The 16,960-nt window shown below is 61.9% G+C and carries 15 protein-coding genes and 2 pseudogenes; 9 read left to right on the plus strand and 8 right to left on the minus strand.

Annotated elements, in window-relative coordinates; genetic code table 11:
• The first annotated feature begins 138 nt into the window (after positions 1-138).
• Positions 139-1,269, plus strand: coding sequence for a helix-turn-helix transcriptional regulator (locus DN412_RS23580; protein WP_115213784.1), 1,131 nt, complete (start codon positions 139-141; stop codon positions 1,267-1,269).
• Between the two features lie 124 nt (positions 1,270-1,393).
• Here DN412_RS23580 and DN412_RS44640 read toward each other — a convergent pair.
• From DN412_RS44640 to DN412_RS23600, 4 genes and pseudogenes are all read right to left on the minus strand, one after another.
• Positions 1,394-1,513: pseudogene (locus DN412_RS44640) on the minus strand (cupin domain-containing protein); the annotation flags it as partial.
• An 87-nt stretch (positions 1,514-1,600) separates the two neighbouring features.
• Positions 1,601-2,590: an MBL fold metallo-hydrolase gene (locus DN412_RS23590; RefSeq protein ID WP_115213785.1), complete on the minus strand. Its 990-nt coding sequence runs from the start codon at positions 2,588-2,590 to the stop codon at positions 1,601-1,603.
• Positions 2,591-2,725: 135 nt separating this feature from the next.
• Complete coding sequence (locus tag DN412_RS23595; RefSeq protein ID WP_115213786.1) at positions 2,726-4,291, minus strand: alpha/beta hydrolase family protein; 1,566 nt, start codon at positions 4,289-4,291, stop codon at positions 2,726-2,728.
• A gap of 544 nt (positions 4,292-4,835) precedes the next feature.
• A complete protein-coding gene (locus DN412_RS23600) occupies positions 4,836-5,882 on the minus strand; it encodes a Vgb family protein (RefSeq protein ID WP_115213787.1) in 1,047 nt (348 codons plus the stop codon).
• A 213-nt stretch (positions 5,883-6,095) separates the two neighbouring features.
• Here DN412_RS23600 and DN412_RS23605 point away from each other — a divergent pair, with 213 nt between their 5' ends.
• From DN412_RS23605 to DN412_RS23615, 3 genes are all read left to right on the plus strand, one after another.
• On the plus strand, positions 6,096-6,530 hold the full coding sequence (locus DN412_RS23605; RefSeq protein ID WP_115213788.1) for a VOC family protein: 435 nt from the start codon (positions 6,096-6,098) through the stop codon (positions 6,528-6,530).
• A gap of 107 nt (positions 6,531-6,637) precedes the next feature.
• On the plus strand, positions 6,638-7,843 hold the full coding sequence (locus tag DN412_RS23610; RefSeq protein ID WP_244222762.1) for a tetratricopeptide repeat protein: 1,206 nt from the start codon (positions 6,638-6,640) through the stop codon (positions 7,841-7,843).
• Between the two features lie 261 nt (positions 7,844-8,104).
• Positions 8,105-8,872 (plus strand): ParA family protein, encoded by a 768-nt coding sequence (locus tag DN412_RS23615; RefSeq protein WP_115213789.1) that lies wholly within the window; start codon positions 8,105-8,107, stop codon positions 8,870-8,872.
• Positions 8,873-9,033: 161 nt separating this feature from the next.
• On the opposite strand, the gene DN412_RS23620 is transcribed toward DN412_RS23615, so the two are convergent.
• The gene (locus tag DN412_RS23620; protein ID WP_115213790.1) at positions 9,034-9,960 is read right to left on the minus strand and encodes an alpha/beta hydrolase; all 927 of its coding nucleotides are present in this window, start codon (positions 9,958-9,960) and stop codon (positions 9,034-9,036) included.
• Between the two features lie 275 nt (positions 9,961-10,235).
• On the opposite strand from DN412_RS23620, the gene DN412_RS23625 reads away from it, so the two are divergent.
• Positions 10,236-10,616: a VOC family protein gene (locus DN412_RS23625; protein WP_115213791.1), complete on the plus strand. Its 381-nt coding sequence runs from the start codon at positions 10,236-10,238 to the stop codon at positions 10,614-10,616.
• A gap of 60 nt (positions 10,617-10,676) precedes the next feature.
• On the opposite strand, the pseudogene DN412_RS23630 reads toward DN412_RS23625, so the two are convergent.
• Positions 10,677-10,883 (minus strand): annotated as a pseudogene (locus tag DN412_RS23630) (L-serine ammonia-lyase, iron-sulfur-dependent, subunit alpha); the annotation flags it as partial.
• 188 nt (positions 10,884-11,071) lie between these two features.
• Positions 11,072-12,139 (minus strand): alkene reductase, encoded by a 1,068-nt coding sequence (locus DN412_RS23635; RefSeq protein ID WP_115213792.1) that lies wholly within the window; start codon positions 12,137-12,139, stop codon positions 11,072-11,074.
• A 362-nt stretch (positions 12,140-12,501) separates the two neighbouring features.
• On the opposite strand from DN412_RS23635, the gene DN412_RS23640 reads away from it, so the two are divergent.
• On the plus strand, positions 12,502-12,951 hold the full coding sequence (locus DN412_RS23640; RefSeq protein ID WP_115213793.1) for an Rrf2 family transcriptional regulator: 450 nt from the start codon (positions 12,502-12,504) through the stop codon (positions 12,949-12,951).
• Positions 12,952-13,276: 325 nt separating this feature from the next.
• Here DN412_RS23640 and DN412_RS23650 read toward each other — a convergent pair whose 3' ends face one another.
• On the minus strand, positions 13,277-13,840 hold the full coding sequence (locus DN412_RS23650) for a PadR family transcriptional regulator (RefSeq protein ID WP_115213794.1): 564 nt from the start codon (positions 13,838-13,840) through the stop codon (positions 13,277-13,279).
• A gap of 331 nt (positions 13,841-14,171) precedes the next feature.
• Between DN412_RS23650 and DN412_RS23655 the strand changes: the two genes are divergently transcribed.
• The 3 genes from DN412_RS23655 (at position 14,172) to DN412_RS23665 (ending at position 16,940) form a co-directional block, all read left to right on the plus strand.
• Positions 14,172-15,077, plus strand: a complete 906-nt coding sequence (locus tag DN412_RS23655; protein ID WP_244222763.1) for an NmrA family NAD(P)-binding protein — start codon at positions 14,172-14,174, stop codon at positions 15,075-15,077.
• Between the two features lie 25 nt (positions 15,078-15,102).
• Entirely contained in the window at positions 15,103-15,459 is a 357-nt protein-coding gene (locus tag DN412_RS23660) for a YciI family protein (protein WP_115213796.1), read from the plus strand.
• Between the two features lie 98 nt (positions 15,460-15,557).
• Entirely contained in the window at positions 15,558-16,940 is a 1,383-nt protein-coding gene (locus DN412_RS23665; RefSeq protein WP_115213797.1) for an MATE family efflux transporter, read from the plus strand.
• Positions 16,941-16,960: the final 20 nt, after the last annotated feature.

Here is a 16,960-nt window from a genome sequence, read left to right on the forward strand (position 1 = left end):
TGCGGACGTCGCGGATCTCGTATTGTCTTTGCATTCCCCTGAACGGGGGATAAGCCATACAGAGCAAGACGGGCAACCAAGCCGCGCGGGGCAAGCCCCCGGCAGGTACGCGCGGCGCAGGCGCCCAGGGGGAGCGCAATGAAAGAAGAAGTGATGCATCAGACCATACGCGGCCTGTACGAGGGCATCCTTGACGAAACCGCCTGGCAGTCCAGCCTGGCCCTGCTGCGCGATGCCGGCGAAAGCATGCACGCGTCGCTGGTCGAGTTTGACGCGCCCAGCCAGCAGTTTCGGGTCAGCGAGATCCATGACCTGAACCAGGAACTGGTCGACGCCTACAACGGCCACTACCAGGCCGAAGACCCGTCGCGGACCTACACGCGCCAAATGGCAGTGGGAGACTGGTATGTCGATTCGCGCGACCTCGGTCAGGCGAATATGAGCCGGCTGCCCTTTTACCGCGAGTTCATGCACGGGTTCAAGCTGAGTTCCGTGATGGGCTGCCTGGTCGAGCGCAAGCCGCACCGCGAAATCTATTTTTCGCTGCAAAAGCCCTTGGGACAACAACCCTATCACGCTGAGGACGCGCGCCGGCTAGGCTGGGCGATGCCGCACCTGCGACAGGCACTGAGCCTGCGCGAGCGCACGCTGGACGTCGCCATGCTCGGCGAGCTGTCTGCGCAAGTGCTGGAGCGACTCCCCTTCGGCCTGATCGTCGTCGCGCCTGACAGCAAGGTGCTGCTCAGCAATGCCCGTGGCGAACGCTGGGTGAGGCGGCTGTTGCCGGGCAAGCAGGTCGCCCCCGGAGGCCGGACGTGCCATGACGACTGGCGCCTGAGCCGACCGTTCCGGGAGATGCTGGCTGCAGCCTGCAGCCCTGAAGGCGCCATGCCGGCCCAAGCCGCGCAAGCCCACGACGGCAGCGGGCACAGCGCAAGCGTCGTCGTGCTGCCGCTGCCGCCGGCCCATCGCCTGGCCAGGCAATGGCAGCGCCCGGCCGCTCTGGTCGCGGTCCGCGAAGCCGGCGCTGCTCCGGCCCTGCTGGCGGGCGTGCTGCGCGAACTGTATGGCCTGAGCGCAGCCGAAATTCGGCTGGCGACACTGCTCACCGCTGGCATCGGGCTGCCCGAAGCCAGCGCGCGGCTCGGCATCCGCCATGAGACTGCCCGCAGCCAGCTCAAGGCGATCTTCAACAAGACCGAGACGGGCACCCAGGCCAGGCTTGCTCACCTGCTGAGCGAACTTGGCGCGTGCGTGGGCCCCGGCTGATGATTTCCGCTGCCGGCTTCAAGGGCAGCTTAAAGGCGCTCCCCGGCTTTGCTTTGGGTACTGGGTTGGATTGGCGGCTACGACAAGCTGTCGATGTCGCTACGCGTGCTTGCCGAAACGTTTGGGGCGCAACCTCCACGCGCGCGGCTACTGCTTCGCGACCTGGCACTGATACATCGGTCCGGTTGACCACGGTTCGCGTCAGGCCGGAATTCTGCGCCGCTGCACCATAATGACCGCCAATCCTCCCCTAAAATCATTCACCATGCTGCCGGGCGGCGAATACCTGCTGCGCGGACAGGCTTGACCCAGTGGCAATACCGCTTCACAGCTAGCGAGGCCCACGTCGATAAATGGCCACGCCTTCGGCGCCAATCTCGAAGGCCATGAGGTCTTCCCCGACTGCCAACGGACCGTTGTAGCTTTCACGCGTTTGCGACACGATTTCATCGGGCATCAAACTCGGGGTGGTCGGCGTGCCGATAAGCGAAAGATGCGTGTACACAGCAAGCCTGGGACGCGCACGTGTGAATACCCTACCTGCTTCCTGCGGCGTGACATGATGCGCGGCGATTGCTTGCATTGCCGGGCTCTTCATCATGTCTGGTTTCACGGCAAAGACCTCATGCACCAGCAGATCGGTCCCAGCACCATACTTCACAACATTCTCGTTGAGCCGCGTATCGCCCGAGATAAGGACGGCGTGGCCCGCATAGTCGATGCGATAGCCGAACGCGGGCCTGACTGCCTCGCCGTGATTGACCTCAAAGGCAGTCACGCGAAGCCCATTTTTTTCATACACGATGCCGTCCCTTGTGAATTCCTCGACCTTGACATCGAGTCCCTCACGGGAAAGCTTTTGGTCGGCCATCCGCATCCTGATGTCAGCAGCATACGCGCGCTCCAGGTTCACCATCAAATCGGCCGCACCGCTCGGTCCGATCACATGAAACGGGGTATTGCGCTGTCCGAAGGGCGGCGGGAGCCACCCAGTCAGCCAAAGGTCAGGGACGCCAACGGTGTGATCAGAGTGGTAATGGGTCAAGAAGAGGACGTCGATCTTTCCAAGCGGGATGTGTAGCTGTGCGAGGCGTATCGTGGCGCCGCGCCCGGCATCGATGAGTATCTTCTGGTTCCCTGCCTCGATCAGCGTGCTGGCGCCAAATCGATCCGCCGAGGGATCTGGCGCGCCTGTCCCAAGCAGCGTGACACGGAACACGCCCGAGCTTGCAGCATCTTCTGCCACTGCCAGATCTGGATATCCGGCAAGCATGAATGCAGCCGCGACGGCATATAAGGCGATTCGGCGAACGTGAATCATGGCTCGGCCCCCCGTCGGCCTGACGGCGGCCAAGCCGCCAGTTATGGAGGGTGGCGTCACTGAGCTCTCGCGGTATGTACGAAACCGAACCGACGATGAACTCAGGAGGGAGGCCGCGTGGCAAGCCTGAAATGCTCAAAAGTTCCCGAAGAACGTGCGCGCTGCAGCCATGCAGAACGGCGCCACCAGTCCACTATGGTAAGCCTCGATAACCGCAGAGGCACCGCCATCCGTGGCACCTCCGGCAACCGCCTGCGCGGCCAGCGCTGCCTTTGCATCGGCAAAGCCTTGCTTGACGGCGGCATAAGGATCATTAGCCCCGGTGATGGAGGCATCGACATCGAGCACCGTGGTCAGTTTTGCCGGTACTTTGGCGTTTTTCCAGTACGCCTGCTGGATGGTCGCGTTGAAAAAGAAGACAGTGGGGTCCGCATACCCGCCGCAGAGTTGGACCGGGGAGCTTGGCGTCCAGTTGCGCATGTCGTTTCGCTTGAATGCCTGACGCAGGGGAGTGGCCGGATTGGCCGCTGGTGCCATTGCAGCCGTTGTATTCGGGAACGCGCCGTCTGGATTCACCAGTTCATCTTGCAGCATGCTGAGGCGATACGCATTGCGCACGAGGTTGCCATTGCCGAACCCAAGGGCAAATACCGGCGTCAGCACCGCCGGCACGAGCGGCGGCGAGGTCGGCGGCGTCAGTGACGCAAACTGCGGAGCGGGAGGGGTAAGACTGAAGAGCGCGGTAGCGGGAAGTTTTCCCTTTCCGATCAGTACGTCAATCGACGTCAAGCTCGGCAGCAACTGTTCGATGCCAGGCACGTAGGCCGGCTCATAGAGATCGTCTGGACTCCCGTAGACATTGCCGTAGGCATGCTGGTAGCTCGTCGCCACCAGCGTCGTGAACACGGTCGAGCCGATATCCACTTCGCCCGCAACCAGTGCATCGCCCGTGGCGCCCAGGGCATAGGGGCCAGACCCCATTGAGGCAGCCGTCACGTTGACGCCCGCCGCTTGTAGCGCGCGTTGCGTGGCCATGGCAACGTAGCCGCCCTGCGAATAGCCAGTCACAAAGAGCTTGCCATTCTCCCAAGTCAGCTTTCCTGAGTTCGTCCCCCCCATGGCAACCCGCCCTGCCGTGAGCGAGTCGATCATATCAGCCGACTGCTGCACAGCATTCAGGTACGGGTGATAAGTAAGACCGGAGCCGGAATATCCCGCGTAATTGCTTGCCACCACGATATAGCCCTGAGCCGCGTACATGGCTGCAACGGCGAGGCCCTCTGAGGCACCGTCGCCGTTGCTCTTGTCTGTTTGCGTCAGATCGGCAATGTTGAAATTGCGATACGTGGTGGTCCCGTGCGCATACAGCATGGTCGGGCGTGGCCCGCTACAGGCTGGGCCGCCGCCAGGAATCATTAAGGCGGCGCTGGCGTTGGTGCTCTCGTTGGCGCCACCAATCGTGCCATAACGGAAGTACACCACCTCCAGGTCGCAAGCCGGAGTTCCAGCGACCTGCATAAGTTGCCGGCCCGCATCGGTTGAAGTCAGCAGGTTCGCCAACGCGCCGGCGCTGATGCGTAGCGTAGGTTTCTGATCCAGTAACTGGCCACGGCCTACAGACATGGATTGCACGAAGGCGCCAGTAGTCAGCGCGCAACAGGCCAAAACTCCGATAAGCCCCTTTCGCCTGGTCAAACGCATCGTACCCCCTTTTATCTCGATCAAATCGACTTGTTCTTAGTAGCAGGTCCGCGAACAGCAAGGAATCGCTTTAAGGTGCAGTACTTGGGTTTTCCTTTTCCAGCTAGCCGGCAATGTTGGCTATCCCCGTGCTTGGGCCTTGCTTTTGTTTGGCTTTTAGTTATAGGGGTCAGGGAGAGTTGATCACGCCCCACTTCGGTGGGGTGCCTCACCTCGTTGTCCCGCCCGCTTGTCCGCCGTCCAAAGCCGTGGTGTCTCTGGCAGGCTAAAACCGATACCCCAGCCCCAGCACCATCACATCGCTATCTCGGCTATTGGTCGTGACGGTGCGATGCCAGGAAAAAGCGCGTAGTCCAGGACGGACTGATGCGATAGCTCGCCGACATGGTGAACAGGCCGAGGGTACGCGTGACACCGCCACCGTCGTCATGGTCCCGCACGAACCAGGTCTTTGACACGCGAATTCGGTGCCACACCCATCGTCCCGCGCGGGATGCTCGCAATGTGTTCCGGCGCATTTTGACAGCGTCACAGAGGCGCGCCATCAATTGTGGCTGGCATTGGCCGCGCCAGACCGGTAACGCAGCAGATGGTCGGTGCCGGATTCGGACAGCCAGACTTCTCCCGGGCGGCCCATCATCTGGCGTACGTTCGCGTGCGGGCGCGGCAGCGTGAACACTTCGAATCGCTCGGCGCGCGGGTCGAAACGCACCAGCGCGTTGGCGCTCCATTCGCTAAGCCAGACGATGTCCCGGTCGTCGACAAATATCGCATAGGCATGCGGGTCGTGGCCAGGCAGCCGCCATTCGCGCCATTGATGCGTTGCCGGGTCGAACACGCCGACTTTCCCAGCACTCCACTCGCTGACCCAGATGCGCCCGTTCGAATCGGCCCATACGCGTCGCGCACCCTGATCTGGCGTCGGCGGCTCGATGACCCGCGCCGCGCCGCTGGCCGGATCGATGCGGCCGAGATAGCTGCCGGCCAGCGATGCGAAGTACAGGCTGCCGTCAGGGCTCACGCAGATGCCGTAAGGACCGGGCCCGCGCGGGGCATCGAATACGCGCATGCTGGCGCGCGCTGGGTCGAGCTCGCCGTAGATGCCGCTTTGCCCGGTAAACCACAGGTGCCCTCGCTTGTCGAAGACCGCTGTATTCAGATTGGCGTTCGGCCGGTCCTTCGGTAGCGGGAAACGCGTCACGGCAAGTGTCTTAGGGTCGACGCGCACGATCGCGTTCTGGCCGCCGTCAGTGATCCACGCCGCCCCGTCGGGACCGACGATCACGCCGTGCGGCGCCGACCCGGCGCCGAGCTGCACCCTATCGGCCTTGCCGCTGCGCGGGTCCAATCGCCCGGCCGCGCCTTGTGCCTGCGCGGTGTACCACACGGTGCCGTCGGGCGCCGGTGCGACGTCGTGCGGCGCGCTGCCTGCGGGAACTGCGAACGTCTCGAACAACGGAGACTGCGCCTGGGCCGAAGCCACAGCAAGCAAGACGGTCACGAGGGCCGCCGCTGCCCATGACGGGGTCCGCACGGATTCAAGCATCCTGCTCGCCGCTGCCACCATCCTTTCCTTCTCGACTTCCAGCATGTCCGCCTCCATGACCGGGGATGCGTCGCAAGGTGCGCCGACGGCTTTATTGTTGCACTGATCCCGGCCAGTGGGCAGGACTCGGCCAAAAGCAGCCAGTCGCCAAGGGCAGCTCTCGGGTAGGCTGTTTCCTCGGTAAAATCATCCACCCGGCAGATCTGGACGCCAATTCCGCCCGAATACGCGACACCGTTACAAGAGGGACCGAAGGACATGACAGTCAAGCGAATGGACAACGTCCTGATAGTTGTTGACGATCTCGAAGCGGTGAAGGCTTTCTTTGTCGAGTTGGGCCTCGAGCTTGAGGGCCAAACCACGGTTGAAGGGCCTTCTGTCGGGAGCCTCATAGGGCTTGGAGACGTCCGAGCCACCCTCGCGATGCTGCGGACTCCCGATGGGCAGGGAGTTGAACTGGACAAATTCCACACGCCAAATGCAGTCAGGTTTGGGCCCGTGGACGCGCCAGTGAACGCTTTGGGTCTTCGTCGCATCATGTTTGCCGTCGATGACATCGATGCTGTCGTTGCGCGAATGCAGGCCCATGGCGCAGAACTCATTGGCCAGATGCAGTACGAGAAATCGTACCGGCTCGCCTATATTCGTGGGCCTGAGGGCATCATCGTCGGGCTTGCCGAGCAACTCGGGTAAGGGGGCGTCTCGCTCACGCTGTCAGACAGCCCAACGCCTTGGGTTGGACTACGCTGAAAGCGCATCAGAGCGCTTCGTATCAGCGATTTGCAACTCAGGGAGCCAATATGATTGATGCGCGTACCGGTAGACCTCTTACGACTGACCGTCCAGAAGCCGTAGAACGGTATCAGCTCGCTGTTGATCGCATCCTCGGTTCTGAAGCGGGCGCCGCGGAAGCCCTCGATCAGGCTTTGGCGCTGGACGGCAATCTCGCCCTGGCCCTGGCTGCGCGCCATATGCTTGCTAAAGACTCGAAGGCTGCGGACGCCGATCTCTTCAAAGAGCGTGCATTACTGGCAGCACGAGCTGCACTGCCCTGGGAGCGTGCGCATATCTCCGCGCTCTTTGGCCTGCTTGAAGACCCTTACACCAACCTTGCAGCGACTGAGGCCTACATCGCTGCCAATCCCAGTGACCTGCTAGTCATCTCGCAACTTTGTGGTTATCTGATCTTCTATGGCGGTGCGCGCAAGCTTGAGCGCGTTCTCAATATCATGGAATCGGTCGATCCCAGTTTGCGTGACGATTGGGCCTGCCTCGCACGCCTGGGGTTCGCAGCCAGTGAGGCCGGTGATCAGAACCGTGGTCGTGCACTTGTCGAGCGAGCACTGCGGCAGCGCCCACAGGCTCCCTACGTTATCCATAGCTATGCGCATGTGCTACACGACCAGGGTGAGCCTGGAGAGTCATTGAAATTGCTGGGTAACTGGCTAAATGAACACCGCCCGTCAGCGGAGGGCGGCGCAATGTATGGCCATGTGCAGTGGCACCTGGCCCTGGCAGAGTGGCAGTTGGGGTTAACCGAGCTGGCATGGCAGCGCTATGAGCGTTACTGTGCACCAGAGACCACTCGCTGTGGTCCGGTGTTGACTCTGGCCGATTGCGGCGGTTTCTTGTTGCGTGAATACCTGCGCACAGGAGCTACGCGGCCGATTTCAGCCACGGTTTCCGCCCTGTCCGAGCGCTTCAACTCCATGCTGTCGCATCCGTTTATAGCGCTGCATCTTGCTGGAATTCAGGCATCGGCGGGCGATATTGCTGCGCTTGAGCAAAGCAAGGCGGCTATCACGGCCAAGGAACCCAGCGACCAGACGCGCCTCTCGCTCAGGCTGGTTGATGCCGTCAGTCAGTTTGCCAGAGGGCAGTACGCTGAGGCAGCCGATACATTGAGCCTGATATCCGCAGATCAACGCGTCGGCGTCGGTGGAAGCCGTGTTGAGCGCATACTAATCGATCTGCTTGAAACAAGAGCAGTTGAGCTCGCTGCCTAGTTCGCATATTCCTCGGCTAGCAGGGGCGGTTTGCCGAATTGCGTAGCCTCCGGCCAGGGACGATTGACGTTTCGCAGCGAACGTTCGTCCCAAACCGGCCATGACGCGACGCTCCTTCCGTCAGCCGCACGTACAGATGTTCGCTTCTCATTGAGAATCGGTCAGCCAGACTGCGAGCCAGGACTTCTGGCCGCCTGCTACCAAGGGCCGCCTCGCTAAGGTATGCTTTTGCCTTCGAATCGATCTTCTCCAGAGGGGCAAATGCGGCGCGTCGTATTCAATCAGAAGGGCGGGGTCGGCAAATCGACGATCGTATGCAATCTCGCGGCGATCAGCGCCAGCGAAGGCTTGCGCACCCTGGTCGTTGACCTGGATGCGCAAGGCAACTCGACCCAGTATCTATTGGGCGCGCAGGCCGCAGAGCCAGGTCCGACCGCGGCGAACTTCTTCGAGACGTCCCTGACCTACAATTTCAGGCCGGTGGACGTTACGTCCTTTGTCCGCCCGACGCCGTTTGAGAACCTGGATGTGATGCCGGCGCATCCTGACCTGGACGCTCTACATGGCAAGCTCGAATCCCGCTACAAGATCTACAAGCTGCGCGACGCCCTGCTTGAACTGGATGCTGTTTATGACGCCATCTACATTGACACGCCACCAGCCCTGAATTTTTATACCCGGTCCGCACTGATCGCCGTGGAGCGCTGCCTGATCCCGTTCGATTGCGATGACTTTTCGCGCCGAGCCCTTTACACGCTGCTCGATAATGTGAAGGAAATCCAGCAGGACCACAACGACGGGCTGCAGGTCGAGGGCATTGTGATCAACCAGTTCCAGCCGCGCGCCAGCTTGCCGACGAAACTGGTCGAAGAACTGGTGAGCGAGGGCCTGCCGGTACTTGAATCGCGGCTCTCTTCGTCGGTGAAGATCCGGGAATCGCACCAGCACGCTACCCCCATGATCCACCTGGATCCGCGCCACAAGCTGGCGCAGGAATATCTGGCGTTGCACCGCGAGCTGGCTGGTTAAAGAATCGCCACGGCAGGCACGGCCACCCTCCGGGCATACCTGCAAGCGGTCTGATGCGATGACCGCTTATCGGCAAGTCTGATTCGAGCCAGCAGCCTGGGATGGCTTGGTGCGTGTCGGCCGTACGCGAAGGACATGATAAGGCGGGTGGCGAACGTTGATCACCTGTGCTCGCTACGCTTCAGGCCGTCCACGTCGGTCATGCCTGTCGGGCCCGCCTCGGCTGGATCAAGCTGTCCGCTGCGCAGGTAGGCCGTGATCGGGGCCCAGAAGCGGGCTGCCTGGTCGCCTTCGATGGCGGCGTTGTGCACCAGGTCGTTGTAGGCGACCAGCCGATGCGGCCCTGCAGCGGCGCCGGCAAGCCGCTCTGAGTTGGCGAAGGGGATAAGTTCGTCGGAACGGCTGTGCGCCAGCAGCAACGGCAGCGTGAGCTTGCTCACCTGCGCTTCGTTGTCCCAGGGTTCGGGCAGCAGCGGTGCAAGCCAGGCTGGCACGATACCAGTGGCAACCGCGGCGGCGCGCGCCGTGGCGAATCCCGCGCCGATCACGACGCCGGACGGTGCCGGGGACAGGGAGCCGACGATATCGAGCAGCACGCCCGAACCGAGGGAGTAACCGAGGACGTAGCGCCGCGCCGCCAGCGGCGTCTCCGCGACAAAGCGGCGGTAGGCTTCCAGGCCATCCTGGCGCAGGTTATTCACGCTGGGCCGGCCGCTGCTGGCGCCATAGCCGCTGTAGTCGAATACGAAGGAGGATACGCCCTCGCGGTAGAGCAGAGCCTGCACCATGGCCCAGTCCGAGAGGTTTTCGTCATCTCCGTGGCAAATCATCAAAGCCGGCGCAGCCGGGTCAGCCGCCTGCACGTAAGAAGCACGCAGCTTGCGTTGCGAACTGACGAAGACGATCTGCCGTGACGGTGTCCCGAAGCTCTCGGGCGTGAAGGCACCGGCGGGCTTGGGCACGAACGCCTCGCGCTCTATCGCGGCGAACAATGCGAGCCGGCCGAGTCCGGCCAGCAAGGCCAGGCAGGCCACCCTTGCCAGCCAGCGGGTGAGGGAATGATTGCGCTTGCGATCCATGCCTGCCATGGCAGTTCAAGGTGTTCCGGCGAGCGATTGCCGCGCGTCAGCGGGTCAGCAGACGGCGGCTGGCCTCGCCGCGACGCCCGCCCTATAGTGAACCGAGATGGTTGCGATTGTAATGAGATGAACGTTAGGGCGCCAGCCATTGGAGGACGGCGGCATGTGGAGCGGTTCAAATGCAGTGGAGGTTGCGGTCCCGGCCGGCGATGTGGACCTGCAGGGCATACTCACGCTAGAAGGGTTAGGATTCTCGCGCAGGCCCACGCACTTCAGGAGAACGCATGTTTGACCACGTCAAATTCGGAGTCAGCGACTATGCAGCGAGCAAAGCATTCTTCCTCAAGGCACTCGAACCACTCGGCGTAGCGGTTGCCTCGGAGGGGCCGCCGACGTACGGTGTCGAGCTTAGCCCGAAGGGTAAGGCTTCATTGTGCCTGTACCAAACCGAGGAAAAGCCGGCGCATCTTCACTTGGCGTTCACGGCCGAGAATCGCCAGCAGGTCGAAGCCTTCTATCGCGCGGCGCTGGAGGCGGGTGGCAAGGACAATGGTGCGCCTGGTCTGCGCCCGCACTACCACGCGAACTACTATGCAGCGTTCGTCATTGGCCCGGACGGGCACAACATCGAAGTCGTTTGCCACGAACCCGAGGCCCTGACGTAATGTATCCCGCAGAACCTGCGGGATACATTGGAATGCGCTCGTCTATCATATTGCAAGCGGTCAGCATTCAATGATGTTGACTGCCAAACCGCCGCGAGCCGTCTCCTTGTACTTGGTCTTCATGTCGGCCCCGGTTTCGCACATCGTCTTGATGACCTTGTCCAGGCTGACATGGTGTTTTCCGTCCCCATTCAGCGCCATGCGCGCAGCGTTGATAGCCTTGACGGATGCCAGGGCGTTTCGCTCAATGCAGGGTATCTGTAGAAGCGCAACGGCCTTTCAAGGCGGCGGGCGCGAAGCTTGATCGATCTTCGATGCACAGCAGGTCGGCAACTAAGACGCAATACGCGAGCCGGTAGACTGGCCCGTCGCCCGCACTGTTGAGCTTTCCGAGTTGTTTCCGGGCGACCGGATCCTATCCCGTTGCTGCGGCGCCCGGCAGCGCGCGTCGCGCCTCAGACAGCTTCATCGAGCAACGGATAGTCGTTGTAGCCAATTTCGTCGTCCGTGTAGATCGTTTCAGGATTGATCGTATTGAGCGGCGCGCCGCGTCGAAAGCGCTCGACCAGATCAGGGTTGGCGATGAACGGACGCCCGAACGCCGCCGCGTCCGCCTCGCCGCGTTCGATGGCCAGCTCAGCGCTCTCCATCGTCAGCCCTTCGTTGAGGATGTAGGCCCCTTTGAAGATACGCCGCACGTCACGACCGATTCGCTCGTCGCCGCGATCCAGCGCCTCGCGCGCAAAGATAAAGGCGATGTTGCGCGCGTTGAGTTGCCCGGCGACGTACGTGAACAGCGCACGCGGATTCGAATCACGCATCGAGTATGAACTCGACATCAGGTTCAGATGCACGCCGATACGGCCCGCGGGCCAAACCGTGAGCAACGCGTCGATTGCCTCCAGCAGGAAGCGTGCGCGATTCTCAATCGAACCGCCATAGCGGTCGGTCCGCAGGTTAGATCCGTCGTGCAGAAACTGATCAAAAAGGTAGCCATTTGCCGCGTGAAGCTCGACGCCATCAAAACCAGCGCGTTTTGCATTGGCGGCGCCGACCCGAAAATCCTCGACGATCCCGGGAATTTCTTCGGTCTCCAGCGCACGCGGTACGGTGTACGCGCGCTGAGGCCGCACGCGCGTGACATGGCCCTCCGGCGCAATCGCGCTCGGCGCGACCGGAGGTTGGCCGTCATGGTAGACGGGGTCGGAAACTCGCCCGACGTGCCACAACTGGGAGACGATCAGCCCGCCCGCATCGTGTACTGCGGATGTCACCTCTCTCCAGCCGGCGATCTGCCCCTCGCTCCAGAGACCGGGCGTGTTGGGATAGCCAACGCCCTGAGGCGTGACCGAAGTGGCTTCGGTAATGACGAGTCCCGCACTTGCACGCAGCGCGTAGTGCCGCGCGTTGAGGGCACCCGGACTGCGTTCAGCGAACGCGCGCATGCGCGTGAGCGGTGCCATGACAATGCGGTTGGACAGCTTTAGCGCGCCAATCTGGATAGGATCGAAGAGTGTGGACATCTGCGGGCTTCTCGTTTCGGTACTGAAGATCAAAGGGACGTCCGTTTCCGTTTGACTGTGGAAACGTCGTAACGCCTGCGCGTATCGTCACGGTACGTGCGGTGTAACAACATTGGTTACACCATAAACCCTCCGCGCCATCAGCACAAGTCTTTCGTCATGAACGTTAGACGTCGACGAGACAAGAATCGGTATGGTTGCGCGGTGCTGGCACGTCTATGGACCCGTGCGTGTCGCCCGTTATCGCCCGTCCTGCAAGGCTGCGAACATGCAACGTCGCCGGGATTCTTCAAGAATGCCAAGTTGACAACCCATGCTGTAATGAATATGGTTACAACTAGATTGACTAATACAGACTTTCGATGAGCGCCAACAGCCGCTTGACCGTGGCGACCCACATCCTCGCGTGGATGGCACTCGTCACGCGGGAAAATCCTGACCCGGTCACGTCTGATCGGATCGCTGCGAGCGTCAACACCAATCCGGTGGTGATTCGTCGCACGCTCGGGCTGCTTGCGAAAGGCGGCCTTGTCGAGAGTTATCGCGGCATCAACGCGGGATGGCGTCTGACCAGGAGCGCGGACGCAATCAGCCTGCTCGACGTCTTTGATGCGCTTGAAGAGGGGGCGCACTTTGCCCTGCACACTTCGAAGCCCAGCCAGGCCTGCCCCATCGGGCGAGGCATCGGGTCGACGCTGAGCCACGTCTATGATTCGATCGACGATGGTGTTCGAAAGACGCTTGCTGCAACAACGATCGAAGCGGTACTTGCAGACACCCTCGCATCGCGATCATCGAAACCACGCCGCTGAATTCGGGTCGGTTTTATCGGGGCACATCGGACCACAGAACGAATCGTCGCTAAAGAAGCAGCAGTACGGGTTCTCGTCCAATTTCGGCAGCCGTCCCCAGATCAGGCTGATGGTGCTCTACGCCAGCGGGCGGCGTATGCTGGATGATCTGGATAACGCGCGTGCATCCATCGACATGCTGGAGCAAACGCTGACGGGGCGGATTCGCATCAGCGTACCCACCGGCATTGGCAGGGTATTTGTCGGATCCTGCCCCAGCAACGCGATGCGGACAACGCCTTCAGTAGCTCGAAAAGCCGCAAGCCAGCCTATATTCGGCCTGGCATCAATCCGGCCGGCGAGCGATCATTTCCTCGACCTCGTCACACCAGGCGATATAGGCCTGTTCCGCCAGCACGCCGCGGCGCGTCACCAGCAAGGGCCCGGGCTGATGCTCGGTCAGCACGGACTGCCTCTCCAGAAAGAACTCAAGCTGGGCCTGGTGGTCCGCACGCACCGATCGGATCTGCGCCAACGCCACCTCGCGCGGCAGCAAATCGAAGCATAAGACGCGCAGCAATTGTTCATCCTTGATGGCGGGGCGAGGAGATCCATTAGCCACCCAAGCCGTCAACTTCTCGAGTCCGGCAGCCGTAATGCTGTAAATCGAGCGTTCCGGCCCGCGCGTCCCCGGCAGGCGCTCGGATTTGATGAGTTCATCCTTCTCCAGCTCACGCAAAGCGGGGTACACGGAACTGTGCTCGACCGACCAGCAGTGCTGACCCGCCACCTGCATCCACTTGGTCAACTCATAGCCGGAACGCGGCTGACTATAGATACCGGCGAGAAGCACATGCTTCAGCGGCTTTTCCTTGCTTGCCGTCGCTTCCTTCTGATCACTCACTCCCATTGCTCCTAGATTGCGTCAACGCACACGACGACTATGTATTTTTTGACATAGACGAGAAACCGTGCCACTATGTATTTTCCTACATAGCTGATTCTATCAGAGATGAAGCCTCCCCCCCGGGTTCGCCGGACAGCCATCGCGCTCGTCGTCCACTGCGCTGACCGAATGCGGCCGATCCGCCCGCAAGGTGCTCCGCTGACGCGTATCGCCTATCACCCCGGTGGATTGCTACCTCGTTCCGGTGCGGCTCAGGCGCGCCCAGATGTCGATTCCTGAGATCCGTTTTTGAGGTTTGTTTTTCGTCTTGCTCATTCCTACAAGGAAGAAACTCGTGTCCCAAGAAACCATTCTCGTCACCGGCGCCGCCGGCAGTGTCGGCTCGACCGCCCGCACGGCCATCGCCATCCTGCTGGAACAAGGCCATCGCGTACGCGCCATGGTGCGCAAGCTGGACGCGCGTGCCGACACGCTGCGTGAACTCGGCGCCGACGTCGTGGTCGCCGACATGCTCGACATCGTTGCCGTGCGCGCGGCCATGCAGGGCTGCTCGGTGGTGTATTTCACGATGTCGGTCACTCCCAACTACCTGGAAGCGGCCACCAATGTCGCCGTCACAGCCAAAAGCCTGGGTGTGACGGCCTTCGTCAATCTGTCGCAGATGACGCTGTCGCAGATGAGCGAGACAGAGACCACCGGCAGCCCGCAACAGAAGCAGCACTGGCTCGCAGAGCAGATGCTGCGCTGGTCCGGCCTGCCGGTGGTCTACCTGCGTCCAACCGCTTTCTTCGAAGGCTTGTTCCTGCCGGCGGCCAGGGGCATCCGCGACGACAACGCCATCCGCCTGCCGTTCGCCGACGGCAAGACCTCGCCGATCGCCGCCTCCGACGTGGGGGCTGCCGCCGCTGCTGTGCTGGCCAACCCAGAGCCGCATATCGGCAAGATCTACGAACTGACCGGCCCCCAGTCGCTGACGATGGCCGAGATCGCACAGGAGTTCAGCGGCGCTCTGGGCCGCACCATCCAATACTTCAACGTCCCACCGCAGATCTGGGAGGCCAAGCTCCAGGAGTTCCAGCAGCCGGCGCATCTGATCGCACACCTGGTCATCATGGCCCAGCTGCATCGCGACAACCGCTACAACCGCATGACCGACACCTTCCAGCAGTTGGTCGGCCGTGCGCCGATTTCCGCCGCCGAATTCGCTCGCCGCCACGCGGCCGCGTTCGCGCCACTCTGATCGCCCCGTCCAAAAGGAAACAACGATGGAATTCTTTCTCGCCTTCCGACAGCCGCCGGACGCTCGTGACATCTACGCTGACCCGCTAAAAGCGCAGCAGATCTCGCTCGCATGGAAACAGTACATGGGAGCCATGGCAGCCGCCGGCGTCATGCGGGCCGGCACGCAACTCGATCCGCGCAACGCCAGCACCGTGCGGGTGCGGAACGGCCAGCGCCAAGTCCGGGATGCCCCCTCCCCTGACGAGCACGCACTGTTTGGCGGCTATGTGGTGATCAGTGTCGAATCGCTGGAAGTGGCTTTGCATTGGGCCGAACGCAGTCCAAGTTCGTCGGCCGGATACACGGAAGTGATCCCGGTCGTGCCGACCATCCGCGCGTAGTCGCATATACGCGCTGGCATATGGCACTGTCATCGCCCCGCCCATCGTCCGGCGGTCTCCTTTTGCAGCTATAGAAGACATCACGTCCACTACAAATCATGGCAGAAACCCTTGCTAGTGAAGCCGAGAGTATTTCTCCGCCTCGTGACAATCTGCCGGCCAACAGACTGCTCCACGGCCCGTTGTTGCCGGAACTGATCCGCCTCGCCCTTCCGACAGTCGTCGTGCTGTTCATGACGACCTTGCTCGGTGTCGCCGAGACCTATTTTGTCAGTTCACTGGGCCTGGAAGCGATCGCCGCAGCATCGCTGGTGGTTCCCGTCATGGTGCTGATGACCACGATAGCCAGCGCCGGCATTGGCGGCGGCGTGTCCTCGGCCATCGCCCGCGCCACCGGCGCCCGCCGCCGGGACGAGGCGGAGAGCCTGGCGTGGCATGCAGTGGTTATCGCCGCCATAGCGGGTGGACTATTCTCTCTGCTCGCGGTGCTGGCCGGCCCACCCCTGTACCGCAGCCTTGGCGGCAGCGGGCCATCATTAGACCAGGCGGTGCTCTACTCCAACCTCTTGTTTGGAGGTGCAATCCCGTTCTGGCTGCTGTTGCTTCTGCAGGCAGCGCTGCGCGGAGCCGGCAACGTCAAGGTTCCGGCGGCGATCATTCTGGGCGGTGCGGTCGCCGGCCTGATACTGTCACCCGTGCTGATAAACGGCTGGCTGGACGCGCCGCGCATGGGCGTGGCAGGCGCCGGCGTCGCTCAGGTGCTGTGCAATATCGCCGCGCTAGGCGTTGTGGTCACCTACATGCGTTCGCCGTCGTCGACGCTGCGCCTGCGCCGCTATCCGCTGCAACGCAAGCATTTCGGCGCGATCCTCGGCGTCGGCTTGCTGTCGGCGATCAACGCCATCATGTCGGCCATGTCAGTCACTGCGCTGACCGCCGCGGCAGGGGTCGTAAGCGTCGCCGCCATCGCCGGCTACGGCATTGCCTCCCGTCTGGATATGCTGCTGGTGCCAGTGATGTTCGGATTCGGAACCGCGGCGATCACGCTGGTTGCCACGAACCTGGGCGCTGGCAATGTGGCGCGTGCCCGGCGCGTGGCGATGGTGAACGTACTGTTCGTTGCCAGCGTGGTTGGCATGGTCGGGCTCTTGGCCTCGCTCTTCCCTCAACTGTGGCTAGGCCTGTTTACCCGCGACAGCGCCGTGATGGCGGTCGGCGCAGGATACCTACATGTGGTAGCGCCCTTCTATGCAGCGATCGGCGTGATCTTCGAGCTCTACTTTGCGGGTCAGGGAGCACAACGCATCCTTTGGCCGATGACTGCAAGCGTAGTGCGCTTCGCATTTGCGCTGACTGCCACGGTGCTGGTCCTGCAAGGCTACGCGAGCCTGCATACCGCATTCGTCATGGTGGCCGTCAGCATTGCCGTGGCAGCGACCATCAGTCTGGTTGGATTTCTTCGGACCCACTGGGACCGTTAGACACCCAGGGCATAGGCGGG

It is taken from the genome of Cupriavidus lacunae (assembly GCF_003353055.1).
Taxonomy (GTDB): Bacteria; Pseudomonadota; Gammaproteobacteria; order Burkholderiales; family Burkholderiaceae; genus Cupriavidus; species Cupriavidus lacunae.